Annotated in this window: 25 protein-coding genes and 1 pseudogene; 14 read left to right on the forward strand and 12 right to left on the reverse strand. The window is 66.1% G+C overall.

Annotation, left to right across the window (positions count from 1 at the left end):
* The first annotated feature begins 90 nt into the window (after positions 1-90).
* The 3 genes from ACREB4_RS07980 to ACREB4_RS07990 all read left to right on the forward strand — a co-directional run bounded on the left by ACREB4_RS07980 (position 91) and on the right by ACREB4_RS07990 (position 3,912).
* Entirely contained in the window at positions 91-771 is a 681-nt protein-coding gene (locus ACREB4_RS07980) for a response regulator (protein ID WP_431587683.1), read from the forward strand.
* Positions 761-2,584: an ATP-binding response regulator gene (locus tag ACREB4_RS07985; RefSeq protein WP_431587684.1), complete on the forward strand. Its 1,824-nt coding sequence runs from the start codon at positions 761-763 to the stop codon at positions 2,582-2,584. Before ACREB4_RS07980 ends, ACREB4_RS07985 begins: the two co-directional genes overlap by 11 nt.
* A gap of 98 nt (positions 2,585-2,682) precedes the next feature.
* On the forward strand, positions 2,683-3,912 hold the full coding sequence (locus ACREB4_RS07990; RefSeq protein ID WP_431587685.1) for an SGNH/GDSL hydrolase family protein: 1,230 nt from the start codon (positions 2,683-2,685) through the stop codon (positions 3,910-3,912).
* A 36-nt stretch (positions 3,913-3,948) separates the two neighbouring features.
* On the opposite strand, the gene ACREB4_RS07995 is transcribed toward ACREB4_RS07990, so the two are convergent.
* On the reverse strand, positions 3,949-4,911 hold the full coding sequence (locus ACREB4_RS07995; RefSeq protein ID WP_431587686.1) for a LysR substrate-binding domain-containing protein: 963 nt from the start codon (positions 4,909-4,911) through the stop codon (positions 3,949-3,951).
* A 122-nt stretch (positions 4,912-5,033) separates the two neighbouring features.
* Between ACREB4_RS07995 and ACREB4_RS08000 the strand changes: the two genes are divergently transcribed.
* Positions 5,034-5,636, forward strand: a complete 603-nt coding sequence (locus ACREB4_RS08000) for an FMN-dependent NADH-azoreductase (protein ID WP_431587687.1) — start codon at positions 5,034-5,036, stop codon at positions 5,634-5,636.
* A gap of 41 nt (positions 5,637-5,677) precedes the next feature.
* Positions 5,678-6,544: a pirin family protein gene (locus ACREB4_RS08005; protein ID WP_431587688.1), complete on the forward strand. Its 867-nt coding sequence runs from the start codon at positions 5,678-5,680 to the stop codon at positions 6,542-6,544.
* Positions 6,545-6,548: 4 nt separating this feature from the next.
* Here ACREB4_RS08005 and ACREB4_RS08010 read toward each other — a convergent pair whose 3' ends face one another.
* Both ACREB4_RS08010 and ACREB4_RS08015 read right to left on the reverse strand, forming a co-directional pair.
* Positions 6,549-6,926 (reverse strand): ribosomal subunit interface protein, encoded by a 378-nt coding sequence (locus tag ACREB4_RS08010; protein ID WP_431587689.1) that lies wholly within the window; start codon positions 6,924-6,926, stop codon positions 6,549-6,551.
* A 14-nt stretch (positions 6,927-6,940) separates the two neighbouring features.
* Positions 6,941-7,732: a class I SAM-dependent methyltransferase gene (locus tag ACREB4_RS08015; protein WP_431587690.1), complete on the reverse strand. Its 792-nt coding sequence runs from the start codon at positions 7,730-7,732 to the stop codon at positions 6,941-6,943.
* 112 nt (positions 7,733-7,844) lie between these two features.
* Here ACREB4_RS08015 and ACREB4_RS08020 point away from each other — a divergent pair, with 112 nt between their 5' ends.
* The 5 genes and pseudogenes from ACREB4_RS08020 to ACREB4_RS08040 form a co-directional block, all read left to right on the forward strand.
* Positions 7,845-8,660, forward strand: a complete 816-nt coding sequence (locus ACREB4_RS08020; RefSeq protein ID WP_431587691.1) for a helix-turn-helix transcriptional regulator — start codon at positions 7,845-7,847, stop codon at positions 8,658-8,660.
* 188 nt (positions 8,661-8,848) lie between these two features.
* The gene (gene arsC, locus ACREB4_RS08025; protein WP_431587692.1) at positions 8,849-9,208 is read left to right on the forward strand and encodes an arsenate reductase (glutaredoxin); all 360 of its coding nucleotides are present in this window, start codon (positions 8,849-8,851) and stop codon (positions 9,206-9,208) included.
* A gap of 37 nt (positions 9,209-9,245) precedes the next feature.
* Positions 9,246-10,097 (forward strand): UDP-2,3-diacylglucosamine diphosphatase, encoded by an 852-nt coding sequence (locus tag ACREB4_RS08030; RefSeq protein ID WP_431587693.1) that lies wholly within the window; start codon positions 9,246-9,248, stop codon positions 10,095-10,097.
* 33 nt (positions 10,098-10,130) lie between these two features.
* Positions 10,131-10,958: a hypothetical protein gene (locus tag ACREB4_RS08035; RefSeq protein WP_431587694.1), complete on the forward strand. Its 828-nt coding sequence runs from the start codon at positions 10,131-10,133 to the stop codon at positions 10,956-10,958.
* An 8-nt stretch (positions 10,959-10,966) separates the two neighbouring features.
* Positions 10,967-11,116: pseudogene (locus tag ACREB4_RS08040) on the forward strand (ZIP family metal transporter); the annotation flags it as partial.
* A 26-nt stretch (positions 11,117-11,142) separates the two neighbouring features.
* On the opposite strand, the gene ACREB4_RS08045 reads toward ACREB4_RS08040, so the two are convergent.
* A complete protein-coding gene (locus ACREB4_RS08045) occupies positions 11,143-11,745 on the reverse strand; it encodes a lipocalin family protein (protein WP_431587695.1) in 603 nt (200 codons plus the stop codon).
* A 28-nt stretch (positions 11,746-11,773) separates the two neighbouring features.
* Entirely contained in the window at positions 11,774-13,012 is a 1,239-nt protein-coding gene (locus tag ACREB4_RS08050) for an MFS transporter (protein ID WP_431587696.1), read from the reverse strand.
* Positions 13,013-13,210: 198 nt separating this feature from the next.
* On the opposite strand from ACREB4_RS08050, the gene ACREB4_RS08055 reads away from it, so the two are divergent.
* Entirely contained in the window at positions 13,211-14,170 is a 960-nt protein-coding gene (locus tag ACREB4_RS08055; RefSeq protein WP_431587777.1) for a 2-hydroxyacid dehydrogenase, read from the forward strand.
* 37 nt (positions 14,171-14,207) lie between these two features.
* Here ACREB4_RS08055 and ACREB4_RS08060 read toward each other — a convergent pair whose 3' ends face one another.
* The 5 genes from ACREB4_RS08060 to ACREB4_RS08080 all read right to left on the reverse strand — a co-directional run bounded on the left by ACREB4_RS08060 (position 14,208) and on the right by ACREB4_RS08080 (position 17,849).
* Positions 14,208-15,065, reverse strand: a complete 858-nt coding sequence (locus tag ACREB4_RS08060; protein WP_431587697.1) for a hypothetical protein — start codon at positions 15,063-15,065, stop codon at positions 14,208-14,210.
* Between the two features lie 109 nt (positions 15,066-15,174).
* Positions 15,175-15,651, reverse strand: a complete 477-nt coding sequence (locus ACREB4_RS08065) for a carboxypeptidase regulatory-like domain-containing protein (protein ID WP_431587698.1) — start codon at positions 15,649-15,651, stop codon at positions 15,175-15,177.
* Positions 15,652-15,718: 67 nt separating this feature from the next.
* Positions 15,719-16,135, reverse strand: coding sequence for a GlcG/HbpS family heme-binding protein (locus tag ACREB4_RS08070; protein WP_431587699.1), 417 nt, complete (start codon positions 16,133-16,135; stop codon positions 15,719-15,721).
* Between the two features lie 98 nt (positions 16,136-16,233).
* Complete coding sequence (locus tag ACREB4_RS08075; protein WP_431587700.1) at positions 16,234-17,421, reverse strand: cytochrome c biogenesis protein DipZ; 1,188 nt, start codon at positions 17,419-17,421, stop codon at positions 16,234-16,236.
* Positions 17,418-17,849, reverse strand: a complete 432-nt coding sequence (locus ACREB4_RS08080) for a DUF2147 domain-containing protein (protein WP_431587701.1) — start codon at positions 17,847-17,849, stop codon at positions 17,418-17,420. Before ACREB4_RS08080 ends, ACREB4_RS08075 begins: the two co-directional genes overlap by 4 nt.
* 208 nt (positions 17,850-18,057) lie before the next feature.
* Here ACREB4_RS08080 and ACREB4_RS08085 point away from each other — a divergent pair, with 208 nt between their 5' ends.
* Positions 18,058-18,264, forward strand: coding sequence for a DUF3606 domain-containing protein (locus ACREB4_RS08085; RefSeq protein ID WP_431587702.1), 207 nt, complete (start codon positions 18,058-18,060; stop codon positions 18,262-18,264).
* 2 nt (positions 18,265-18,266) lie between these two features.
* On the opposite strand, the gene ACREB4_RS08090 is transcribed toward ACREB4_RS08085, so the two are convergent.
* Complete coding sequence (locus tag ACREB4_RS08090) at positions 18,267-20,474, reverse strand: response regulator (protein WP_431587703.1); 2,208 nt, start codon at positions 20,472-20,474, stop codon at positions 18,267-18,269.
* A gap of 26 nt (positions 20,475-20,500) precedes the next feature.
* Positions 20,501-20,893, reverse strand: a complete 393-nt coding sequence (locus ACREB4_RS08095; protein WP_431587704.1) for a response regulator — start codon at positions 20,891-20,893, stop codon at positions 20,501-20,503.
* A 147-nt stretch (positions 20,894-21,040) separates the two neighbouring features.
* Here ACREB4_RS08095 and ACREB4_RS08100 point away from each other — a divergent pair, with 147 nt between their 5' ends.
* Both ACREB4_RS08100 and ACREB4_RS08105 read left to right on the forward strand, forming a co-directional pair.
* Complete coding sequence (locus tag ACREB4_RS08100; protein WP_431587705.1) at positions 21,041-21,985, forward strand: 1-acyl-sn-glycerol-3-phosphate acyltransferase; 945 nt, start codon at positions 21,041-21,043, stop codon at positions 21,983-21,985.
* On the forward strand, positions 21,982-22,977 hold the full coding sequence (locus tag ACREB4_RS08105) for a zinc-dependent alcohol dehydrogenase (protein WP_431587706.1): 996 nt from the start codon (positions 21,982-21,984) through the stop codon (positions 22,975-22,977). Before ACREB4_RS08100 ends, ACREB4_RS08105 begins: the two co-directional genes overlap by 4 nt.
* Positions 22,978-22,980 lie beyond the last annotated feature (3 nt).

Raw genomic sequence — 22,980 nt, forward strand, 5'->3', positions numbered from 1 at the left:
CTACTCGAATGAGGGGTGCGAATGCGGGGTGAATTCGCCGCGCATCATGCCAGCGAACCTTACACTTGATGTCATGGAAATTGGGACATCATGAGCACGCAGACCCCCACCGTCCGAGGCGACGCCTACCTCATCGTCGACGACCACGCGCTGATCCGCGAAGGCATCGTCCGGGTCTTCTCCGACACCCGCCCGCAGGCCCGCCTGTTCGAAGCCTGCAACCTGCAACAGGCGATCCAGACCTTGCAAGGCGAACATGGGCCGTCCATCGACACCGTGCTGCTCGACCTGAACCTGCCCGACAGCCGGGGCCTTGAGACCTTGCAAAGGATCAAGGCGGTGGCGCCAGACATCGTGGTTGGCGTGGTGTCCGGCACCGATGACGACCACCTGGCCATGCAGTGCCTGCAACAAGGCGCGGCCGCCTTCGTGCCCAAGCATGGCGAGCTCGACCAGTTCGTGCAGGGCATCTCGGCCATGGCCTGTGGCGGCATCTACTTCCCGCGTGAACTGCTGTGGCAGGTCACGGGCCGCCTGTCGGCGGCAGACGCCCCGCCCATGGTGCCCGGGGTCGCCTCTGTGCGCCTGACCCAGCGCCAGGGCGAGGTGCTGCGCTTGCTGCTCAAAGGCTTGTCCAACCAGGTGATCTCCAACGAGCTGGGCATCAGCCCGGAGACCGTCAAGCTGCACGTCAGTGCCTTGCTGCGCGCCCACAAGGTGAGCAGCCGGGTGCACCTGATCCTGGCCTGCGCGAGCCCGCATGCCGCTTAAGCCCGCGCGCCCGGACGGCAGGCTGCTGTGCCTGTCGTTGCGGGGCTTGCCCGAGCAGGAGGCCGCGATCTGGCTCGACATCGTGGGCAATGGTTGGCGCAACCACCCCAAGGCCCTGCCCATGCAGATCGTGGGCTTGTCGCTGATGGGCCTGCTCATCGCCAAGTCGAACCTGCCGATGGTGCAATGGCTGCCTCCCTGGGCCTGCATGGTCATGGTCTGCGCGGCCGTGACCCTGGTGGCCTTCCGTTTCAGGCAGGTGCGCTTGAGCGCCGGCAACTACCAGCCCTGGCGCCTGTTGCTGCTGGGTTGGCGCGCCCTGCACGGGGTGTCGGGCGGCGTGTTGTGTGCCCTGCTGTACGGGGGCTTGAGCACCGAGTGGCAACTGCCTTTGCTCATCACGGTGGTCGTGTTCACCTATGGCCTGACCTTCTACGCGATCGAGGACTTCGGGCTGGCCATGGTGGGCACGGCGCCCATCGTGCTCAGTCTGCTGGTGGCCTTGATGCTGCATGGCCGGTTGGCCGACCACTACATCGCGGTGCTGCTGGTGGCGGCCTGCATCAATGGCTGGCTGGCCGGGCGTGCCATCTCGCGCCGCCTGTTCGAGGCCGCGCGCACGCGCCAGCGCAATGCCGTGCTGGTCGATGAACTCGCCCGCGAGGTGGACGAGGTGACGCGGGCCAAGGCCCAGGCCGACCAGGCCAACCGCGAGAAGAGCGAGTTCTTCGCCGCCGCCAGCCACGACCTGCGCCAGCCCTTGTACAGCCTGCAGTTGCTGAGCGACCACCTGCGCAAGCAGTTGACCTCGCTGTACCAGATCGAGGTGGCCGACAAGCTGGGCGGCGCACTGACCTCCATGCGGCAGTTGTTCGAGCGCATGTTCGATGTGGCCCGCATCGAAGCCCAGAAGGTGGCGTGCCAGCCCAAGCATGTGTCGGTGCGCGACCTGTTCACCTCGCTCGACCAGGAGTTCGCCCTGGCCTGCCGCGAAAAGGGCCTGCGCTGGTCCGTGCACCCCACCGACGACTGGCTCTGGACCGACGCGGTGCTGGCCCAGCGCATGCTGCGCAATTTGCTGGAGAACGCCGTGCGCTACACCGAGCAAGGCGAGGTTCGTTTGCGGGCCCGCCGCCGAGGTGGCCTCGTCCATTGCCAGGTGTGGGACACCGGCATGGGCATCGGCCGGGCCGATCAGCCCAAGGTGTTCAACGATTACTTCCAGGTGCAGAACACCGCTCGGCGAGCGCAAGACGGGCTGGGACTGGGCCTGGGGGTTGTGCGGCGCCTGGTGTCCTTGACGGGCACCCGGATCGCCTTGCATTCGCGGCTGGGCAAGGGCTCCTGTTTCGACATCGCTTTCGAGCCGGGGCAGGCGCAACCCACCTTGCCGCCGGTCAGCGCCTTGGCGCCCGATGCGGCCATCTCGCTGGGTGAAGGCGACTGCGTGTTCGTGATCGAAGACCAGGCCAATGTGCTGGATGCCGTGGTGACGGTGCTGAGCCACCACGGCTACCGTGCCCTGGGTGGCGAGACCGCGATGGCCGTGGTGCGGCAAGCCGCCGCCCAGGATGCCTGGCCGCGCGCCGTGGTCTGCGACTACCGCCTGAGCCATTCCTACAGCGGTTTTGACGCGATCGCCGAGCTTCGCCATGAACTGGGCGACGATTTCCCCGCGATCCTGGTGACGGGCGACCTCGATCCGTTGATCCAGTCCCGGGCCGCCGAGCAGGGCATCCGGGTGATGCACAAGCCGCTGGACCAGGCGCAACTGCTGCTGGCGCTGCACCAGGCCACTACCCGCTCGGGTTAGTGCGCCTAACCCGCGAGGGCAGCCTTGAACGCGGGGTGGTTGATTCGGAGGGGGCCTTCAACAATGCCGTCACACCTCATTCAAACAAGGACCACTCCATGAACACCTCGACATTGCGCCCCGTGCTGGGCGCGTTGGCCCTGCTGGCCGCCGGCCAGGCCCTGGCCCTGGGCGCGAACACCACGACCCAGATGAAGTGCTTCTACAAGGCCAACCCCACCACCACCGACCCCGAGTCCAACTACGTGTGGGCGCGCAACGGCTCGATCCTGTCGGTCTACAAAGTCAGCGGCAACTGGTTCAAGGATGGCGTGACCAGCATCAAGAACATGTTCTACACGAGCACCTCGCAAGCCACCCTGAAGTCGGTGTGCCAGAACACCTTCACGCTGATGGGCGTGAGCCAGCCCTTGCTGATGATCGCGGCGGCCGACACGCCCGTGGGCCTGAACTACACCATCTGGACGCACGACCCCGTCACCCAGCCTGCCAAGATCAGCAAGGTCGTCGTGTTCGGCGACAGCGTCTCGGACAACCAGAACGTTTTCAACGCCACCCATTGGGAAGTGCCCAGCCCGCACAGCTATGTGCTGGGCCGCTTCACCAATGGCAAGGTCTGGAACGAGTACCTGAGCGACAACCTCGGCGTGCCCAATTACAACTGGGCCGTGGGTGGCGCAGCGGCCGATGACTACTACGTGATCCCCGGCGTGGTGTCGCAAGTGCAGTCCTACCGCGACTACATGGTGAGCGCGGCCAACTACAAGCCGGCCAACACCTTGTTCACCATGCTGATCGGCGCCAACGACCTGATCAACTATGGCCGAACGGTGGAATCGATCGTGGCGAACGAGCAATCGGCCCTGCAGAGCCTGATCACCTCGGGTGCCAAGCAGATCCTGGTGCTGAACGTGCCCGACTTGTCCAAGTCGCCCAAGATGTCGGCCGCGATGGGCTTCAAGACGCAAGCGGAACGCGACACGCTGCTGGCCAACGTGAACGCGCTCAACACCAGCGTGGCCTCGCTGGTTGCGACGCTGAAGGCACAGAACCCGACCGTGAACATCCGCTTGTTCGACACCCGCACCGTGGTGGACGGCATGCTCACCAACCCCGCCTTGTATGGCGTCACCAACACCACCCAGTCTTGCCTGGACATCAATGACGACAACTCGATGAACTACGCACAGACGCAGGGCATTCGCCCGGGTTGCACCAACGCCGACACCTACCTGTTCTGGGACTTGCTGCACCCCACGACCAAGGCGCACCAGACCATCGCCAACCAGGTGATCCCCTTCGTGAGGGCCAACTACCCGGTGCCGTGAGCCTGTGCAGATCTCACCATGCCCGATGAGGGCAGCCTACCGGGAGGCCTTGGCCCGGGCGATGCGCAAGGTTTCTTCGATCTTGTGCTCTTCGGCCTGACAGCGTGGCCCGGTCAGGGCCTGCTGAAGGGTGTCCAGGAAGACGCGGGTGCGGGCCGGCATCAGGCGGCGACCAGGGAACACCGCCCAGGCATCGGTGGAAGGCGGGCGCCAGTCGGGCAGGACTGGCACCAAGGCCCCGCTGCGCAAATGGGGCTCGACGAAGTGGTCGCCCACCAGGACGATGCCGGCGTCCGACAACGCCATGCGCATCAGCACCTCGGGCGAATTGGCGGTGGCGCGGCCTGGCGGGATGCCCTCCCAGCGCGACTCGTTCCGCAGCAGCACCCAGGGCACGGCCTCGCCGTTGCGGCCCAGCAGGCGCAAGGCGTCGTGCTCCATCAGGGCCTCGGGCTCGGGCGGCAGGCCTCGGCGGGCCAGGTATGCAGGCGAGGCGTACAGGCCGGCGGTGAACACGGCCAGGCGCCGGGCTGCCAGCGTGGCGTCGTCGGCCAAATCGCCCATGCGCAGCGCCAGGTCGACGTTCTCGCCGATCAGGTCGACGCGGCGAGGGGTGAGGTCCAGTTCCAGCGAGATGGCGGGGTACTGCTGCACGAAGTCCGCCAGCGTGGACGCCAGCACGCTGCCGGCCAGGTCCGCCGGCATGGACACGCGCAGGCGGCCGCTGGGCTGCACCTGCCGGTGCTGGGCCAGCAGCGCGGCAGCGTCCACCTCGGAGGCGATCTGGTGGGCGTGTTCCAGCACGCTGTGGCCAAAATCCGTGAGGGTGAGCTGCCGGGTGGTGCGCAGCAAAAGGCGTTCGCCCAACTGCGCTTCCAGGGCCGACACGCGGCGCGACACCGTGGATTTGGGCAGCCCCAGGCGATCCGCCGCGCGGCTGAAACTGTGCTCGTCCACCACCCGGGCAAAGAGCAAAAGGTCGTTCGGTTCCACGTTCATCGGCGCCACCATTGTTCTACTGGTGGAACAATGTTATCCAATCTGATGACTTCCGGAAGTCTGTGGGGATAATTACAGTGAGTCCATCGCTTCCACCCACCGCTTCCCGAAGGACTCTCACCATGAACATCCTGCAAATCAATTCCAGCTCGCGCCCTGGTGCTTCGCACTCCAGCCGCCTCGCCGCCAGCATCGTCGAGCGCCTCCGCGCCCACCAGCTCGACGCCACGGTCACCGTGCGCGACCTGGGCCGCGCGCCCCTGGGCGAACTGGACGAACCCACCTTGCAGGCCCTGTTCACCCCGGCCGAGCAGCGCACGGCCGAGCAAGCCGCACGCGTGGCCATCGACGACGCCGTGATCGCCGAGGTCCAGGCCGCCGACGTGCTGGTGCTGGGCGTGCCCATGTACAACTTCGGTGTGCCCGCCCAGCTCAAGAACTGGATCGACGCCATTGCCCGCGCCAAGGTCACCTTCACCTACACCGAGCAGGGCCCCGTCGGCCTGCTGACCGGCAAGAAGGTCTACGTGGCCCTGACCCGTGGCGGCCTGTACCGCAACACGCCCGCCGACACGCAAGTGCCTTACCTGAAGACCGTGCTGGCCTTCCTGGGCATGACCGATGTGCAGTTCGTGTACGCCGAAGGCATCGCCATGGGCCCGCAGGCCGAGCAAGACGCGCTGGCATCGGCCCAGGCGCAGATCGAGGAAGTCATCCCCGCCTGATGATGATGATGATGGATCAGGCAGCACGCAAGGAGCACCGCATGAGCACCACCCTGTCCACCGTTTCCCGTCCGCGCGATGTGGAGCGCCTGATCGCCGGTCAGGCCACGTCCGATGGCGACGGCGTCAAGCTGACCCGCGTGCTCACGCAGCCCTTGCAGCGCCGTCTTGATCCGTTTTTGATGCTCGATGCCTTTGGCACCGACAACCCCGACGACTACATCGGCGGCTTCCCCGATCACCCGCACCGCGGCTTTGAAACGGTCACCTACATGATCGCCGGCCGCCTGCGCCACCGCGACAGCGCGGGCCACGAAGGCCTGCTGCAAAACGGCGGTGTGCAGTGGATGACCGCCGGCCGTGGCGTGATCCATTCGGAACTGCCCGAGCAGGACGAAGGCCGCATGGAGGGCTTCCAGCTGTGGCTGAACCTGCCCGCGAAAGACAAGATGAGCGCGCCCTGGTACCGCGACATCCAGAGCGCGGACATCCCCGAGTTCACCACCAGTGAAGGCGTGACCGTGCGCGTGATCGCGGGCGCCAGCCACGGCGTGACTGGCGCCGTGCAGCGCGAGGCCACGCAGCCGCTCTACCTGGACCTGCACCTGCCCGAAGGCGCCAGCTTCGAGCAGCCCTTGGCTGCTGCGCACAACGCCTTCATCTACGTGTACCGGGGCGAGCTGCAGCTGGGCGACACGGTGGTGCCGCCCCAACGCATGGCCATCTTGAAGAACGAGGCCGACCGCGATGGCGTGGTGCTGAAAGCCAGGACAGCCACCCGGGCCTTGCTGATCGCCGGGCAGCCTTTGCGGGAGCCCATCGCGCAGTACGGGCCCTTCGTGATGAACCGCAACGAAGAAATCTTCCAGGCGGTGGAAGACTTCAAGGCGGGCCGCCTGGCCGTTTGAGGCGTCAGTCCTGGTCTTCCTGGCCGGCGGTGTTGGCCGAAGCGATGTCGGCCAGGCCGGGGCCACGCCGTGGCGCGTGTTTTTCAACCGCCGTGCCCACGGCGCGCTTGAGCTTGCCCACCGCGCCCTGAATGGCCTGGTGGGCCGAAGCCGCGTGGTCCTTGACGATCACGGGCTCCAGCCCGATCAGCCGGGCTTCCAGCGTGCAATGGATGTCGTCCGGGTGGGCCTTGGCGTGGCTGACCGCGTCGGCCACATGGGCTTCGACGCGGGTGACGTGTTCGCCGAAGCGGTGCAAGGCTTCCTTCACCTCGGCTTCCAGGAACTCGGCCATGCCATGGCGCCCATCAACGTGGGTATCGGTGTTCAGCAGGACTTGCATAGGGCCTTCTTTCCTCAGGATGTTTTGACCCAGTGTAGCCCTGCCTTGGCCCAGAACAATCCCGTCGTGAACGTGAACGAACCATCCGGTTCCAAGGCCAGGGCTTCCTGCACTTCCTGGGGCGCCTCGGTCTGCAGCTCGCGGATCATGGCCACGCGAGAGGCGGGGGTCCGCATCCGGGCCACCCACGAGGGGAAATCGATGTGCACCGGCCAGTCCTCGTGTTCCACCTCGGCAAAGCCCGCCTCGGCCAGCAACCCGCGCCATTGCGACACGGTGCGGTTGCGCACGTGCGAACGGTCGCGGAGCAACTCCATGGCCTGAAGGTGGGTGTCGACCAGGGCGTCTTCCTCGCCTTGCACGTCGATCAGGAGCAGGCGGCCACCGGGCTTGAGCACGCGGCGCATGTCGCGCAAGGCCGGCTCGAGCCGGGTCCAGTGGTGGGCGCTGTAGCGGGAGCACACGAGGTCGAAGCTGGCGTCGGGAAAAGGCAGGGATTCGGCGCTGGATTGAACGGTCTCGATGTGGGGCAGGGACCGGTCCAGGGCAGCCCTTCGAACGGTGCCCAGCATGGGCGCCGAGGGATCGAGCGCCACGACGCGGGCGAAATGGGGCGCCAGCGCGAAGCTGAGGTGGCCGGCGCCGCAGCCCACGTCCAGCGCCTGGCCGTGGGCGGGCAAGTGCTCGGCCACCAGGGCCCGTGCCCGCACCAGGTCCGGCCCCTGCGCGTGGACTGGGCTGTCCAGGTAGGCCTGGGCCTGCGTGCCGTATTGGTCGAGGTTGGTTTGAAGGTGGTTTTTCATCATGGCGGTGGCTCCGTGCGTTCAGGTGAGCCTTGACGATAAGCGTGTCATCATCCTGGTACAAGATCATTGCTTATCCTATTATTGGTATCACCAGCCTGAGCAAGCCCGGCGCATGAAAAACAGCAAAGCATCGGCACCCGCCAAAGCCGCGGTGCCGCAGAACCAACTCGGTGAGTTCCTGCGGGCCAAACGCGATCAACTGCGCCCGGAGGACGTGGGCCTGCCGCCCGGTTTCCGGCGGCGCGCACCCGGCCTTCGGCGCGAGGAGGTGGCCACGCTGTGCCAGATCAGCCCGACCTGGTACACCTGGATCGAACAAGGCCGAACGCAGGCGGTGTCCACCGACACCCTGGGCGCCATCGCCGCGGGCCTGCACCTGTCGCAGGCCGAGCGCGCCTACTTGTTCGAACTGGCCGCACGGGCCGATCCCGAGCAGCCAGCGGTGGTGGATTCGGCGCCCCACCTGGCAAAGCTGGTTCAGGCGGTCCGCACACCCGCCTACATCCTGGACCGCCATTGGGATGCGATCGCCTGGAACAGGCCCGCAGCCTTGTTGTTCGAGGACTGGCTCAGGGCGCCGGCGCGGGGAGGGCGCAACCTTTTGCGCTACGTGTTTCTGCACCCACAAGCGCCCGCTTTCATCGTCAACTGGCCCGAGCGTGCGCAACGCCTGGTGGCCGAGTACCGCTCGGACACGGCAGCCTGGCGCGATGACCCGGTGCGCCAGGCCTTGGTCGATGAGCTGAGGTCGGCCAGCCGGGCCTTCGATTCAGCCTGGAAATCCCAAAAGGTATTGAGCCGTGAAGGGGGCCTGCGCGCGTTCGAGCAAGCCCGTTCGGGGCGGCGCGACTATGAGCAGTTCACCTTGCGGGTGGCGCAGCACCCGGACCTGAAGCTCACCGTGCTCGTGCCCGGTGAACTGGCCTAGCGGGCTCAGATCACGACGGTGCTGCCATCGAAACGCGTGAACTTGAAGCCTTCGAACGGTTCACGGAAGGTGAGCTTCTCATCGCGCAAGAGGGCGTTGGAATCGGTGGGTGAATGAGAGGAAGATGGGCTGCTTGAATCGCCGCAGGCGGGTGTGCAAAATCCAGTCCCCACCGTTCAGAACATCCCATGAACTCCATCACCATCTTCCACAACCCTGCTTGCGGCACCTCCCGCAGCACCCTGGCCCTGCTCCGCGAACGTGGCTTCGAGCCGCAAGTGATCGAGTACCTGAAAACGCCGCCGAGCCGTGAGGCCCTGCAAGGCCTGCTGGACGAGCTGGCGATCCCTGCGCGTGAGTTGCTGCGTGGCAAGGAAGCGCTCTACAGCGAGCTGGGGCTGGACGACGCCAAGTGGAGCGACGCCGAGCTTTTGGACATCCTGGCCGCACACCCCGCCTTGTTCAACCGCCCGGTCGTGGTCACGCCCAAGGGCGCGCGGGTGTGCCGTCCCGCCGAACGGGTGCTGGAGATCCTGCCCGAGGCCTGACCCGATATTGTCATGATCGGGGTGCAGCATTCGGCTCATGCGCCCCGATCTGCAAGCCGGTTTTCTGCGAGAGATCCTGAAGGCTCCCACCGAGTCGGGGGATCGCCTTGCCGGCTCGTTCAAGGTGCGCGCAGCTTGGATTTCCGACATCCACCTGGGCACCCAGGGATGCCAGGCCGAAGCCCTGCTGGACTTTCTTCGGCAGGTCGAGTGCGAAACGCTGTACCTCGTTGGCGACGTGGTCGATGGCTGGCAACTGCGGCGGCATTGGTACTGGCCTCAGTCGCACAACGACGTCGTGCAGAAGCTTCTGCGCAAGGCGCGCAAGGGCACGCGCATCATCTTCATCCCGGGCAACCACGACGAGTTCGCCCGCAAGTACATCGGCCACGATTTCGGCGGCATCGAAGTGGTGGACGAATGGACCCACGTCATGCTGGACGGCCGGCGGCTCTGGATCACGCATGGCGACCTGTACGACGGCGTGATCCAGTGCGCCCGGTGGCTGGCCCATGTGGGCGACTGGGCTTACGAGTTCACCCTGAAGGCCAACCGCTGGTTCAACACCGCGCGTGCCCGCATGGGCCTGCCTTATTGGTCCCTGTCGAAATACCTCAAGCTGAAGGTGAAGCGGGCGGTGAGCTATGTCGGCGATTTCGAGGCCGCGCTGGCACGCGAGGCGCGTCGGCGAGAGGTGCATGGCGTGGTGTGCGGCCACATCCACCACGCCGAGATCCGCACCATCGATGGCATCCTGTATTGCAACGATGGCGATTGGGTTGAAAGCATGACGGCGCTGGTGGAGCGGCTGGATGGCACGCTGGACATCGTGGACTGGACCGCCCGGCCTGCGGCGTCACGGAAGGCGGCGTCACTCCAGACCGCCTGAAGATCCTGTCAACTTGGCGCTACGATGCGCGCGATGACATCTGCACACGTCCTGTTCACCGTCCTGTCCCTGGTGGGGCTGCTGCTGCCCCATGGGGCTGCGGCGCGTGAGCCCGCCCCGGCTTGCGACCTGCCGGCCGTGACCAAGGTGTTGGAAAAGCGCCTGGGCGTCGTGTTTCCGCATGGTGGACAAAGTGGCGACGTGATCGACCTGGCATGCAAGCCCCACCCGGAGCACAGGCAATTGACCATCGTGGCCTTGTTCCACGACCTTCGAAGCCCCGCCGGTGCCCCGATCGACGACCAGAAGGGCTTCGTGGCCGCGGTGCTGGACACGCGTCGGGCCGTCCTCAAGAGCCTGTACCAAGAGACCCTGGAGCTGAACCCGGGCATCCGCATCACCGACACGAGCCTCTCCATCGACACGGCACGCTACGAACTGACGCCGGACGTGCGCGCCTTCGGCGTGCGCATGGACATTGGCCACAGCCCCAAATGCGCGGATGGCGGCACCAGCCGCTACCTCACGCTCCTGGTGCCCGACGGCAAGCGTTTGCGGCCCGTGCTGAAACGGCAACCCTTGCGCGTCTGGACCGTGGCCAAGTGGAACCTCACCGACAACATCGACGCCTGTTCCATCGAGACGGTCAAGGAAGCCGACCTGAGCCTGACCCCGGGTGCTGTCACCAACCACGGCTGGCGGGACCTGAATGTGAGCGTCCGCGTCCAGTCGCGTGGCCCTGGGCGCCAACTCGCCGAGGACTTGCCTGGCCGCAAGCTGACCCTGACCACATTGCATTACGACGGGGACCACTACCCTGGCAACCTGGGGCCTCTGGCGAGCAAATTGCTCAGGCCTTGAGCCCGTGCAAAGGTGTGGAAGGCGGCGAGGCCAAGGCGCTCAAGCGCACCTGGTTGTTCGTGTTCGCCATCTGCCTGCACAACCTGCCCGAGGGCCTGGCCATCGGCGTGGGCTTCGGGGGCACCGACCCGATGCGCGCCAGCGCCCTGGGTGCTGGACACGGCCCTCGGCTGAGGCCGACCGGTCAAGGCTTGGGCGTGGTGTGCGGGTCCTCCTGCAGGCCGTTGACGTTGAAGCCCTGCTTGGTCAGTTGCGCTTCGATGTCCAGCCGGTCTTGCGGTGCCATCGTCGGTGTGCGCGAAAGGATCCAGAGGTACTCACGGCTGGGTTCGCTCACCACCGCGTACCGGTAGTCGGGCGCGAGCTGGATCACCCAATAGGGAGCCCAGACACCGGGCACCCAACCCAGCACCGCGGGTGCGAAACGCACCTGCAATTGGGAGGTGCTGACGACCTTGCCCACCGGAATGCCCAGGAAGCGGGGTTGGGCCAACCGTGCCTCACCCACGGCCTCGTCGGTGGCGCCGGTCGCGGTCTTGCACTGGTTGATCACTTCGATCCGGCCAGATGAAAGCAGGCGGTAGTTGGCGGTGGTATCGCTCACGCACTGCGACTGGAACTTGTTCGGATAGTGGGCGATCTGGTACCAGCGGCCCAGGTAGCGTGTGAGATTGACCGATTCAACGGACTCAAGCGGTGCCGCAGGGTCGGCGGCCTGTGCCAGAGGGGCAGCCAGGGCCAGGGCAAAAGCGAGGCTCAAGGCCAGATGAGGTGGGCGCAAAGTCATGGGCGGGGTTCTCCTTGTGTTCGGCCTGTCAGCAATCGGCGCGCCCGGGCATCGGCTCGCTCATGCGGTCGCGTCTGGCCAGGGCGGGGAACAGGCGGAACCAGAGTGCCGCCACCAGCAGCGTGCCCATGCCGCCAAACACCACCGAGCCCACCGGCCCCATCAGCGCGGCCGTCGCGCCGGATTCGAACTCGCCCAACTGGTTGGAAGCCCCGATGAAGATGGAGTTGACGGCCGAGACGCGGCCACGCATGTCATCGGGCGTTTCGAGTTGCACCAAGGTCGAGCGGGTGACCACGCTGACGTTGTCGGCGGCGCCCGTGATGGCCAGTGCCAGCAACGACAGCCCGAAGTGGCTGGACAGGCCGAACACCACCATGGCCAGGCCGAACACCGCCACCGCACCCATCAGCTTGGGGCCGACCCAGCGTTGCAGTGGCCAGCGGATCAGGACCATCGACATGGTCAAGGCGCCGACCGCCGGTGCCGCGCGCAGCAGGCCCAATCCAGCCGGGCCGGTGTGCAGGATGTCGCGGGCATAGATCGGCAGCAGGGCCGTGGCCCCGCCCAGCAGCACCGCGAACAGGTCCAGCGTGGTGGCGCCCAGGATGATCTTGTGCCGCCAGACGAAGCCCAGGCCGGCGAACACGGTTTGCCAGGTGGCCGAGGCAGTCGATGGCTGGTGGTCGTAGCGCACGCTCAAGGTCAGCGCACAGGCGATCAGCATCAAGGCCATGCAGGTGGCGTAGACGGTGGTGGCGCCATGCACATACAGCAGGCCACCCAACGCCGGGCCGCCGATGACCGCGACCTCCATGCCGCCGCTGCTCAGCGCGATCGCGCGCTGAAGCAGCTCGCGCGGCACCAGTTGCGGCGTCAGGGCCTGCTGGGCCGGCATCTGAAAAGCGCGCGCCAAGCCCAGCACCACCGAGATGCCCAGGATCAGCGACCGGTTTGCAAAGCCCTCGTGCGTGGCAGTCACCAGCAGCAAGGCCATCAAGGCCTGCGTGAACATGCAGGCGGCGAAGATGCGGCCCCGGTGCACACGGTCGGCCATGTGGCCCGCCGGCAAGGTCATCACCAGCGCGGGCACGAACTGGAAGAGGCCGACCAGACCCAGGTCCCAGGGGCTGGAGGTGATGTCGTACATGTGCCAGGCAACGGCCACCATGAGCATCTGGTTCGCGGTGGTGCCGTTGAGCCGGGCCAGCCAGAAACGGATGAATTGCTTTTGGGCGAGAAGTTCAGACAGTCGGTTCTGGGGCATCAAGCCAGTTTAGCGATGATGGCCTTTTGAAGTGACGGGTCGGCGAATTCAGCGCATTTCCGGACCAGACCGCAGATTCAAGGCATGATTTCCGGGCAGCTGGTGGTCGGCAGGAGGTGAGTTGAGATGGGTGACATCCCCGAAGAAATCGCGAAGCGCGTGGCGGCGATCGAGCAGGCGCCGGTGGTGTTCTCGGCCATGACGATGAAGCACCAGCGCATCCTTCAGATCGGACGCCTGCTGCCCTGGCTGGAACAGACCCTGGCCGATGAGTTCACCATGCACCGGCTGGTGGACGAAGTTGATCCAGATGGTTTTCTGCGTGAGCACGGCGCAGGGTTCACGGGTCTGGTCACGCCTTCCTGGTTTGGCGCATCCGCGGACTTGCAAGCATCGCTGCCATCGCTTCGCGTGATCTCGAACTTCGGCGTGGGCCTCGACAAGCTTGACCTGGCGAGCGCGGCGGCGAAGGGCATTGCCGTGGGCTACACGCCCGACGTGCTCAATGATTGCGTGGCCGACCTGGCCGTGGGCCTGATGCTGGACGTGGCGCGGCGCAGTGTGGAATCCGATCGTTTCGTGCGGGCCGGGCGATGGCCCAGTGGTGGCTTTGGCCTGGGCCGCCAAGTCAGCGGTGCGCGCCTCGGCATCGTGGGCCTGGGCCGCATCGGCCAGACCTTCGCGCGGCGCGTGGCGGGCTTTGACATGCCGGTGCGCTACCACGCGCGCCATGCTGTGCCGGGCGTGGCCTGGGACCACGAGCCTTCGTTGATCGCCTTGGCACGCTGGTGCGACTTCCTGGTGGTGATCGTGTCGGGCGGCGCAGGGACGCGGCACCTGGTCAATGACGATGTCTTGAATGCCTTGGGCCCACGGGGCTTCCTGGTCAATGTCTCGCGCGGTTCGGTCATCGATGAAGCCGCTTTGGTGAAAGCCTTGCAGGAAGGCCGCATCGCGGGGGCGGGTCTGGACGTTTACGAAGACGAGCCGAATGTGCCGGCGGCGCTGATGGCGCTCGACAACGTGGTGCTGCTGCCCCACATCGCCAGCAACACCGAGGAAACCCGGCGCGCCATGGCCGAGCGCGTGCTGGCCAATCTGCGCGGGTTTTTCAAGGACGGCCATCTGCTGTCGGCCGCGCCCTTGCCGGTTCATTGAAGGACTGGTGGGCGCCGAGTGTCCCCACCATGTCGCTTCAGCGGCCAGGGACCCGGCAGCACCGCGCGTAGGTTTGCACCGTGCGGCTGGAACCGGTCTGGTTGTCGACCCAGGTGCGCCAGCCATTGGGGGCGGTCGGGCTGCCATCGGTCCAGATGTTGGGCCGACCCAAGGTGCCTTCCGTCGGGAAAGTGCCTCCGCCCGTGACGGTGTAACCCGCCGGGCAGATGGCGTCCACCGACGTGTAGGCGTTGTAGGGCACGGGCGTCACGGCCGAGGCCACTGAGGTGCAATCCAGCGCGGTGGCCACGGGCGCGGCGAAGTAGCCGACCACATCGATGACCACGTTGGAGTTCACGGTCGACGCGATGCTGAAATCGGCGCCGGCGCCCGGCACGACCGGAACGATGGTGGTGTTGGCAATGATCTGGTTCGCGGTGAAGTTCAGCGCGCTGGCGTTCGGCTTGGTGCCCAGGCCCCAGGCCACGAAGACACCAGGTCCGGCTGGCGAAACCGAGGTGATCGTCATCGCGACCGCCGCGGCCTGCCCCAGGGGCACGCCGCAACTGCCGTTGAAGCCGCCTTGCGATGTGAAGGTGGTGCCATCGACATCGAAGGTGCGGGTGGTGTTCGCGGTCAAGGGCCCACCACTGCCGGCCACCCGGGTGTCGACGATGCGGCAGGGGGTGACCGGGGTGTAGACGGTGTCGCTGCTGAAGCTGCCCAGGGCGAGCGGTTCGAGTGCGATGCCTCGGGCGGAAGAGGCTTTCAAGGCCTGAACTTTTTCGGCGCTGGTCTGGACCGTCTGCGCCGAGGCGCTTGAGACGCCCAGCAAGGCTGCACAACAGGCCAGCGTGATCCGAGTTCCAAAGGCCCTGGTGTCATTGCTCGTCATGATCAATCCCCTTGATTGAGTCGGCCCGGTGATGGGCCAGTGGTGCAGAAGTGCCCGGGGATTGAACGGCAAACCGGTGAACGGCGCAATCGCGGAATGGTGGCCACCCCTAGTTTGAAGGACGCGCCTCCGACGCTTGGGCTTGAGCACCAGGCTGGAAGACGAAGGAGGCCTTGGCCCCCAGGCCGTTGCCCACGTCCACTTGCCGATGTTGGGTCTGGCCCTGGTGCTTGGCGTGCACGATGTAGCGACCCGGTGGCAGGCGCAGCAAGGTGAACGGCCCTTCGGTCGGGGCCTCGAACACGACTTCGCCCGAAGGCTTGGTGATGGTCAGTGGCACCGCGGCCGTGTACTCGTTCCTGCCATGGTTGGACTGGAAGGTTTCGATGTCCAGCGAATAGTCTTCACGGGCAGCTTTCAGCGCGGTGGATTCGTCCAGTCCCACGCCGCCACTGACGTAGCTGATGCCGTGGTTGGTTTTCTCGGCGGGCAGGGCGGTTTCGCCAGCCCAGGCGTGGGCCGTGGCAAAGGCCACCGTCCAGGCGGCCATGCCGGCGATCCAGCGTGTTTGCGAGGGTGCAGTCATGCGGCGCTCCTTGTGGGATTCGTGTGAATCACCCAGCGCGGCAATCGACGTGCCCGCCTGAGGCGCACTAAGCCAGGTCGCCCGTCACCGCCTGCACACCGGCCTTGGCGATCTGCGCGTCTTCGCCCGGCTTGACGCCGCTGACGCCCACCGCGCCCACGCACTGGCCATCCACCATCACCGGTACCCCGCCTTCCAGCAGGCCTTCCAGTTTGGGGACCGACAGGAAGGCAGTGCGGCCACCGTTGACCATGTCCTCGATGCCTTTGGTTTCGCGCTTCATCTGCGCCGCCGTGGTCGCCTTGGCCTGCGAAATGGTGGCAGAAGCGATGTTGGCCCCCGGCATGCGCGTGAAGCCCAGCAGGTGTCCTCCGTCGTCGCACACGGCGATGGACACGGCCCATTGGTGGGCTTGGGCTTCCTGCTGCGCCGCCTGCAGGGCCTTGAACGCGTCTTCGCTGGTCATCACCTGTTTGGAGTTCACGGTTGTTCGCCTTCCATGGTTGCGCCCCAACGTGGGTCATTGGGCGGGGCTGCGTGCAAAGGCCGTGCCGGGGCGTGGCGCGGGGCAGCCACCTACCCTCAAGGCTGGGCCAGGACTTGCTGGATGCGCTGTTCGATCCGGGCTTCATCGCCTTCGCCGACATGGGTGAAGACGATGCGGCCCTGGCGGTCGATCAGGTACAAGGCCGGCCAATACCGGTTGCCGTAAGCGTTCCAGGTTTGGTAGTGGTTGTCCAGCGCCACGGGGTAGCTCAGGCCGTGGCGGCCAAGGGCCTGGCGCACATGGTCGGGCGACCGTTCGAAGGCGAACTCCGGCGTGTGCACGCCCACCACGGTCAGCCCTCGGCTGGCGTAGCGCTCGTGCCAGCGCTGGATGTGCGGCAGGGTGTTCACGCAATTGGAACAGCCATAGGTCCAGAACTCGACCAGCACCACCTGGCCGCGCAACGCTTTCAGGCTGAGGGGCGGGCTGTTCAGCCATTGGCCGATGCCGGTGAACTCGGGCGCGGCCTGGGCGCTGTTCATGGCAGTGGCTTCGCTGGACGGCGCCGCTGTCTGGTTCAAGCCCGACCAGACCCGACTCGCCCACGCACTGGCCTGGGCATCCAGTTGCAGTCCCAGGGTGAGGGCCGAGCCCAGCACCATGAGGCCGCAGATTCGCCGGAAGCGCTCCGCATGGCGCGTGAAGGCGCGCACCTGGCGGGTCATCGCCTGGCCGCCATAGGCGATGGCCAGCATGGGCAGCCCCGCGCCCGCGGCGTAGGACAGCAACAATGGTGCGGTGGTGCCGGCCGAATGCTGGTTGGCCACCAGTGCCAGGATGGAGGCCAACACCGGACCGGCGCATGGGGTCCACAAGGCGCCCAGGCTCGCACCCAGCAGCAGGCTGCCCCAGGGGCCCCGTGTGGTGCGGCTTCCCACGGCGTGTGCCATGTCCGCCACCCGGCCCAGTGGGGCCATCAACCGGTCGCCCAGCGTGGGCCAGACCATCAGCACGCCGGCGAGCAGCATGCCGCTGGTGGCGATCCAACGGACCGCGTCGGGTGACAGGCCCAACACCTGGGTGGACGCCGAGAACACCAGGGCCAGGGCCGTGAAACTGAACACGAACCCCAGGATGATGAACAGCGGCCGGCGGCGGTCGGCACCTTGCGCCGACACGCCCAGCAGCAGGGGGAGCACCGGCAGCACGCAGGGGCTGGCGATGGTGGCCACGCCCGCGAGGCCGGCGATGGGCCATTGCCATGTGGTGGTGAAGTCCATCATGGTTGCACCCGTTGCCAGACTTGGGTCTTGCCGAACAGCGGCAGGCCCACATAAGGACGCAACACCAGTTCACCGGCCTGGCCGATCGACATCTGGCAGCGGTAGGTCTTGCCGGTCTCGCGGTTGTAGATCTGGCCGTGCCAGTGGCCCGCCTCGCCGGGGTCTGGCTTGAAATCGATCAGGATCTTCATGCCCAGGGCGGGCCGGGCATCGACGGGCTGCATGGGCTCGTTGCTGTCCGGGCTCATCGATCGGTTGGCCAGCACTTGGGTGGCGGTGCCGCACAAGGCCGGGCCGCAGGGCGCGACCTCGACTTCCAGGTTGCCGCTGGCGGTGATCCAGCGGCCGCGCGGGTCGGGTGGTTCTCCGCCGGCCCAGGCGCTCAGGCACAGGGTGGTGGTCGTGATGAGGGTGGCCAGTTGGCGCATGGTGATGATCTCCGTGTGGTGAGGACGGATTCATTACAGGGTGCCGAGGTATCCCGCTCATGTCCGGTGGCAGCCGATTTGCAAGCGGACTTGTCGTGGGACAGGCCAGACAAACTTTGGCACAAAGCTCCTTGCGTCTGAAATGGCCGACTTGAGCGTTGAGCGGGAATGCCGTTTGCCAGGTCAACAGCAACACTGGAGGTCCACCATGGGTGACAACAACCACAGCCGGGGCGGCACCGACCGCCTGCGCATCAACCTGAACGAGGACCTCGAGGTCAGCCACTGGACCCGCCGATTCGGCATCTCGCGCGAGGTGCTCAAAGACGCCATCGACGAGGTGGGTGACCGGGTGCACGATGTCGACGAATACCTGCAGGAGCGGGAAAGCGCCGGAAGGTCGCATTCAAGCTGAAGTCAGTGCAAGGGCGCGTGGGTGAGCGCCCGGTGCACCTCGCCGATGAAGCGGCCCGAATCGAAATTGTCCTTGCCCACGAGCTGACAGACCTGGCCAGTCAGTTGATCGCGCTCATTCGGGCTCAGGTCGCGTCCTGTGACGATCATGATCGGGATGCCCGCGCTGCTCGGGTCCGACTTCAATTCATCGACGACCTGGAAACCGCTGAACTCTGGCATCTCCAGGTCCAGCATGATGAGGTCTGGCTTGAAGCGCCGGGCCAATGCCACGCCTTCCGCGCCGCCGTAAGCACGCAAGACCACGCAGCCCAGCTTCTGGAGCGGTTGGGCCAACACTTCGACGGCCTGCTGGTCATCGTCCACGACCAGGGCCGTGACTTCCTGGTGGGTGCCTGGCAAGAGGCCCAGCCGGTTCAGGCCTTGCTTCAATTCTTCGAAATGGATGGGTTTTTGCAAAGCCAGCGAGGCCCCCAATGAATGGGCCAGGCCGCCGTCGGGCTGGATGGAGACCACGACCACCGGCACCTGCGCCCAACGTTGCAGCGATTTGATCCGCCGCAGGAAGGCCCAGCCATCCATGCCTGGCAGCATGATGTCCAGGGTGATGAGGTCGGGGACCAGGCTTTCGCTCAGGATCAGCGCGGCCTCGGCCGACGCCACGTGGGTGACGGTGAAGCCCTGGGCCTCCAGTTGCAGCGTCATCAGCGTGGCTGCCCGGTCGTCGTCTTCGATGACCAGCGCCAAGCCGCGCGGAGCGACGAGTTTGGCGATGTCGGCCCTGGCCGCCGCGACCTCGTTTTTGCGCCAGGGCAGCCAGACGGTGAAGCAGGTGCCGCGGTCGGGTTCGCTGCTGACCGCGACAGCGCCGCCATGCAACTCGGCCAGGCGCAAGACCATGGCCAGCCCCAGGCCCGTGCCTTCGATGCCGCGGTTGGCAGGGTGGTTGATCTGGGTGAAGGGGGTGAACAGTTGCTTGAGGTCTTGCGGGCGCATGCCGATGCCGCTGTCAGTGACCGAGATTTCCAGGAAGTCGCCCTCTTCGCCTGGCGGCAAGGTGGTGCGTCGGCCGACTTCGAATCCAGGCACGCTGGACGCCGCGTGTTGCCGGTTCACCCTCTGCGCCTGCAGCTTGACCTGGCCGCCTTGCGGCGTGAACTTCACCGCGTTGGACAGCAGGTTGTAGAGGATCTGCTTGAAGCGGCGCGCGTCCACCACCACCTCGCCCATGGGCATGGTGATGTTGCTGCTCAGCCGCAACTGCTTGGCGTGCGCCTTCTCTTCGACCACGCGCATCCCGTCGGCCAGCATGTTGGGCACGTCCACCGCCTCGAACTGCAGCTCGACCTTGCCCGCGTCCACCTTGGACATGTCGAGGATGTCGTTGATCAAGGCCAGCAGGTGCTGACCACCTTCGAAGATGTGGCCCATGTAGTCGCGTTGGCGCGCCGCGAGTGGTCCCACCAGGCCATCCTTGAGCAGTTCCGAGAACCCGATGATGGCGTTCAAGGGCGTGCGCAATTCGTGCGACATGTTCGACAGGAACTCGGACTTCATGCGGCTCGACTCTTCGAGCATCTGGTTTTTCTCCGTCATCTCCGCGTTCACGACTTCCAGCTCGCTGGCCAGGCGACGCAGTCGGGTCTCGCTTTCATGCAGCGCGTTGTTGCGAGCCTGCAATTGTTCGTTGGCGCGGGCCACCTGCTGGGCCCGAACGTAGATTTCCGCTTCGGCGCGCTCGACCGCGCTTCGCAGCTTTTCGGCTTCCTTGTCCTGCTCGGCGCCACGGTGGCGCAGCTGCACGAACTCGGTCACGTCTTCCGCGCGGTGGGCGATGAGGCACACCTGGCCTTTGGCGTCCAGCACGGGTGAGTTCAGGCAACTCCAGTAGCGTTCTTCAAAGCCGCCGCCTTCCGAGTCGGGCCGGCGGATGTCGTATTTCTGCAGAGGCATCCAGTCGGCTTCGTGGGACGCCAGCACGCGTTGCAGCGACGCGCGCAGGTTGCTGACGCCGGAAGCCGCCTCGTCGTCCGGGTTGTCGGGAAAGACCTCGAACAAGTGCCGGCCCACGATCTGAGCTCGCTCGGTCTTGGTGGCCAGCAGGTAGTCGTTGCTGACCGCGACGATGGTGAGGTTGGGTGCCAGCACCAGGTAAAGACCCGGCACCGATTCAAACAGCAGGTGAAAGTCCAGCGCGTCGTCATCAGCCATGTGCATTCCCTGGTGCTGTGAACCGTTCAATTCTGTCGCGTGGAAGCCTTGTCATGGTGCGCCAGCACCTCATCGATGGCTTGCAGCAGCGTCTGGTACCGGATGGGCTTGGCCACGTAACCGGAGCAACCACCGGCCCGCATGCGTTGCTCATCGCCTTTCATGGCCGAGGCGGTCAAGGCGATGATGGGGATGTGGCCTGTGCGTGGGTCGTCTTTGAGCAGGCGGGTGGCGGTCATGCCGTCGATGCCGGGCAGGCGCATGTCCATCAGGATCAGGTCCACGGGTTCGGAGCTGGCGATGCGCAAGCCATGTTCCGCGGTCTGTGCGCTCAAGGCCATGTGGCCGGCACCCTCCAGGATGGCCATGGTGAGTTGCAGGTTGGCCGGCGTGTCTTCGATGATGAGGATGCGCGACATGCGCAGGAGTTTGCCCACAAAATCCCCGGAGATCACCTGTTTTCCGCCTGACCTTCAGACTGTCAGGGGTATGTCTGAAAGTCGACCCTCGTTTTTAGCGCATGCTTGATCGGTTTGTGCTGGGCTTCTTTGGCAAGATGCGCACTTATGCCGCTTCATCCACCGACCGACCTCCTCAGCGAACGCCTGGACCTGCTCACCCGCATCAATGTGGACGATCTCCTGGCCTCCACCGGCCTGGGTTTTCTGCGGCGAACCCCTCTGCGCTGGCTGTTCTGGCCCGCCGCGCGCCGCTTTGCCCGCCTGGTGCATGAGTTCGACAACCGCGTGGGCGAGCAGGGCCTGGCGAAAGGCAGCGAATGGTTGCTGCTGCGCATGACCGGCGGGATGCGGGTGCAGGGCCTGGACCAAGTGCCGGCCAGCGGTCCCGTCTGTGTGCTGGCCAACCACCCTGGCATGACCGACACCGTGGCCTTGTTCGTCAGCCTGGCCAGGCGTCCCGACTTGCGGGTGATCGCCATGGACCGGCCTTTCCTGCGGGCCTTGCCGAATGTGGCACGCCAGCTCATCTTCCTGCCCGAGGATGAGGCGGGCCGCCTGTCCGTGGTGCGTGCCGGGGTCAAACACCTCAAGCAGGGCGGGGCCTTGCTCACCTTCCCCGCTGGCGAGATCGAGCCCGACCCGGGCGCTTTCGGTCGGCGCGCGGCCATCGAATCCCTGAACAACTGGTCGGACAGCCATGCCGTGTTCGGCCGGCTGGTGCCCCAGACCCCCATCGTGCCGGCCATTGTCAGCCACGTGGTGTCGGCGCGCGCCCAGCGCAATCCGCTGACCCGCTTGCGCCGCACGCCCGAAGATCGCGAAAAACTGGCCGCCGTGTTGCAGGTGATGTGGCGTCCTTACCAAAGGCAGGTGGTCAAGGTGGCGTTCGGGTCGCGGCAAGTGGTGCCGGCCGATGGCGTCTCGGCCACCCAGGCCATCGTGGACCAGGCCCGGCAGGTGATCGAGACCATCGCCTGGGAGTTGGACCACGGCGCGGGTTGGACCCATCCCGGGGCCCTGTTGGGTGAGCAGCCGGCCATGCCCACATGAGCGCGCCGCCCATGCTGTCCCGTGTCGCCCAGGCCTGCTGGCTGGTCGAACCCGGCTGCGCCGAGTGGCGGCAGGAAGCCCTGCCGACGCCTGGCGACCACGAGGTGCTGGTCCGCACCTTGCACAGCGGCATCAGCCGGGGCACCGAGGTGCTGGTGTTCCGTGGACACGTCCCTGCCAGCGAGCACCAGCGCATGCGCGCACCGTTCCAGGCGGGCGATTTTCCAGCGCCGGTGAAGTACGGCTACAACAGCGTCGGCATCGTGGAGCAAGGCCCCGCCGAGCTGTTGGGCCAGGCGGTGTTCTGCCTGTACCCGCACCAGACCCGCTACGTGGTCCCCGCCGATGCCGTGCATCTATTGCCCGCGAATTTGCCACCCGCGCGCGCCGTGCTGGCGGCCAACCTGGAGACGGCGGTGAACGCCTTGTGGGATGCGTCGCCGCGCGTGGGCGACCGCATCGCCGTGGTCGGCGGTGGCACGGTGGGCCTGCTGGTGGCCTGGCTGGCCGGGCAGTTGCCTGGCAGTGTGGTGGAGGTGGTGGACACCAACCCCGCGCGCCGTGGCCTGGCCGAGCAGCTTGGCGTGTCCTTCGCCAGCCCTGAATCGGCCATGCCGGAGGCCGACTTAGTGGTCCATGCCAGTGGCCGTCCTGAAGGCCTGACGACGGCTCTGCGCCTCGCCGCCTTCGAAGCCACGGTGCTGGAGATGAGCTGGTTCGGTGAACAAGCCGTGAGCGTGCCGTTGGGCGGCGCCTTCCATGCGCGGCGCCTGACGCTGAAAAGCTCGCAGGTCGGACAGGTGGCCACCGAGCAGCGTGGCCGCTGGACCTACCGGCGGCGCATGGCCTTGGCCTTGTCCTTGCTGGGCGACCCCCGCCTGGATGCCTTGATCACCGATGCCTCGCCTTTCGCCGAGCTGCCATCGGTCCTGGCCCAGCTGGCAGCGGGGGCGAACGACCACACCCTTTGCCACCGCATCGATTACTTTTGAACC

It is taken from the genome of Aquabacterium sp. (genome assembly GCF_050725395.1).
GTDB lineage: Bacteria > Pseudomonadota > Gammaproteobacteria > Burkholderiales > Burkholderiaceae_C > Aquabacterium.

Excerpts from the sequence above, each read along its gene's own strand:
- ACREB4_RS07980 (WP_431587683.1), top strand. The coding sequence starts at position 91 with ATGAGCACGCAGACCCCCACCGTCCGAGGCGACGCCTACCTCATCGTC.
- ACREB4_RS07985 (WP_431587684.1), top strand. The coding sequence starts at position 761 with ATGCCGCTTAAGCCCGCGCGCCCGGACGGCAGGCTGCTGTGCCTGTCG.
- ACREB4_RS07990 (WP_431587685.1), top strand. The coding sequence starts at position 2,683 with ATGAACACCTCGACATTGCGCCCCGTGCTGGGCGCGTTGGCCCTGCTG.
- ACREB4_RS07995 (WP_431587686.1), bottom strand. The coding sequence starts at position 4,911 with ATGAACGTGGAACCGAACGACCTTTTGCTCTTTGCCCGGGTGGTGGAC.
- ACREB4_RS08000 (WP_431587687.1), top strand. The coding sequence starts at position 5,034 with ATGAACATCCTGCAAATCAATTCCAGCTCGCGCCCTGGTGCTTCGCAC.
- ACREB4_RS08005 (WP_431587688.1), top strand. The coding sequence starts at position 5,678 with ATGAGCACCACCCTGTCCACCGTTTCCCGTCCGCGCGATGTGGAGCGC.
- ACREB4_RS08010 (WP_431587689.1), bottom strand. The coding sequence starts at position 6,926 with ATGCAAGTCCTGCTGAACACCGATACCCACGTTGATGGGCGCCATGGC.
- ACREB4_RS08015 (WP_431587690.1), bottom strand. The coding sequence starts at position 7,732 with ATGATGAAAAACCACCTTCAAACCAACCTCGACCAATACGGCACGCAG.
- ACREB4_RS08020 (WP_431587691.1), top strand. The coding sequence starts at position 7,845 with ATGAAAAACAGCAAAGCATCGGCACCCGCCAAAGCCGCGGTGCCGCAG.
- arsC (WP_431587692.1), top strand. The coding sequence starts at position 8,849 with ATGAACTCCATCACCATCTTCCACAACCCTGCTTGCGGCACCTCCCGC.
- ACREB4_RS08030 (WP_431587693.1), top strand. The coding sequence starts at position 9,246 with ATGCGCCCCGATCTGCAAGCCGGTTTTCTGCGAGAGATCCTGAAGGCT.
- ACREB4_RS08035 (WP_431587694.1), top strand. The coding sequence starts at position 10,131 with ATGACATCTGCACACGTCCTGTTCACCGTCCTGTCCCTGGTGGGGCTG.
- ACREB4_RS08045 (WP_431587695.1), bottom strand. The coding sequence starts at position 11,745 with ATGACTTTGCGCCCACCTCATCTGGCCTTGAGCCTCGCTTTTGCCCTG.
- ACREB4_RS08050 (WP_431587696.1), bottom strand. The coding sequence starts at position 13,012 with ATGCCCCAGAACCGACTGTCTGAACTTCTCGCCCAAAAGCAATTCATC.
- ACREB4_RS08055 (WP_431587777.1), top strand. The coding sequence starts at position 13,211 with ATGACGATGAAGCACCAGCGCATCCTTCAGATCGGACGCCTGCTGCCC.
- ACREB4_RS08060 (WP_431587697.1), bottom strand. The coding sequence starts at position 15,065 with ATGACGAGCAATGACACCAGGGCCTTTGGAACTCGGATCACGCTGGCC.
- ACREB4_RS08065 (WP_431587698.1), bottom strand. The coding sequence starts at position 15,651 with ATGACTGCACCCTCGCAAACACGCTGGATCGCCGGCATGGCCGCCTGG.
- ACREB4_RS08075 (WP_431587700.1), bottom strand. The coding sequence starts at position 17,421 with ATGATGGACTTCACCACCACATGGCAATGGCCCATCGCCGGCCTCGCG.
- ACREB4_RS08080 (WP_431587701.1), bottom strand. The coding sequence starts at position 17,849 with ATGCGCCAACTGGCCACCCTCATCACGACCACCACCCTGTGCCTGAGC.
- ACREB4_RS08085 (WP_431587702.1), top strand. The coding sequence starts at position 18,058 with ATGGGTGACAACAACCACAGCCGGGGCGGCACCGACCGCCTGCGCATC.
- ACREB4_RS08090 (WP_431587703.1), bottom strand. The coding sequence starts at position 20,474 with ATGGCTGATGACGACGCGCTGGACTTTCACCTGCTGTTTGAATCGGTG.
- ACREB4_RS08095 (WP_431587704.1), bottom strand. The coding sequence starts at position 20,893 with ATGTCGCGCATCCTCATCATCGAAGACACGCCGGCCAACCTGCAACTC.
- ACREB4_RS08100 (WP_431587705.1), top strand. The coding sequence starts at position 21,041 with ATGCCGCTTCATCCACCGACCGACCTCCTCAGCGAACGCCTGGACCTG.
- ACREB4_RS08105 (WP_431587706.1), top strand. The coding sequence starts at position 21,982 with ATGAGCGCGCCGCCCATGCTGTCCCGTGTCGCCCAGGCCTGCTGGCTG.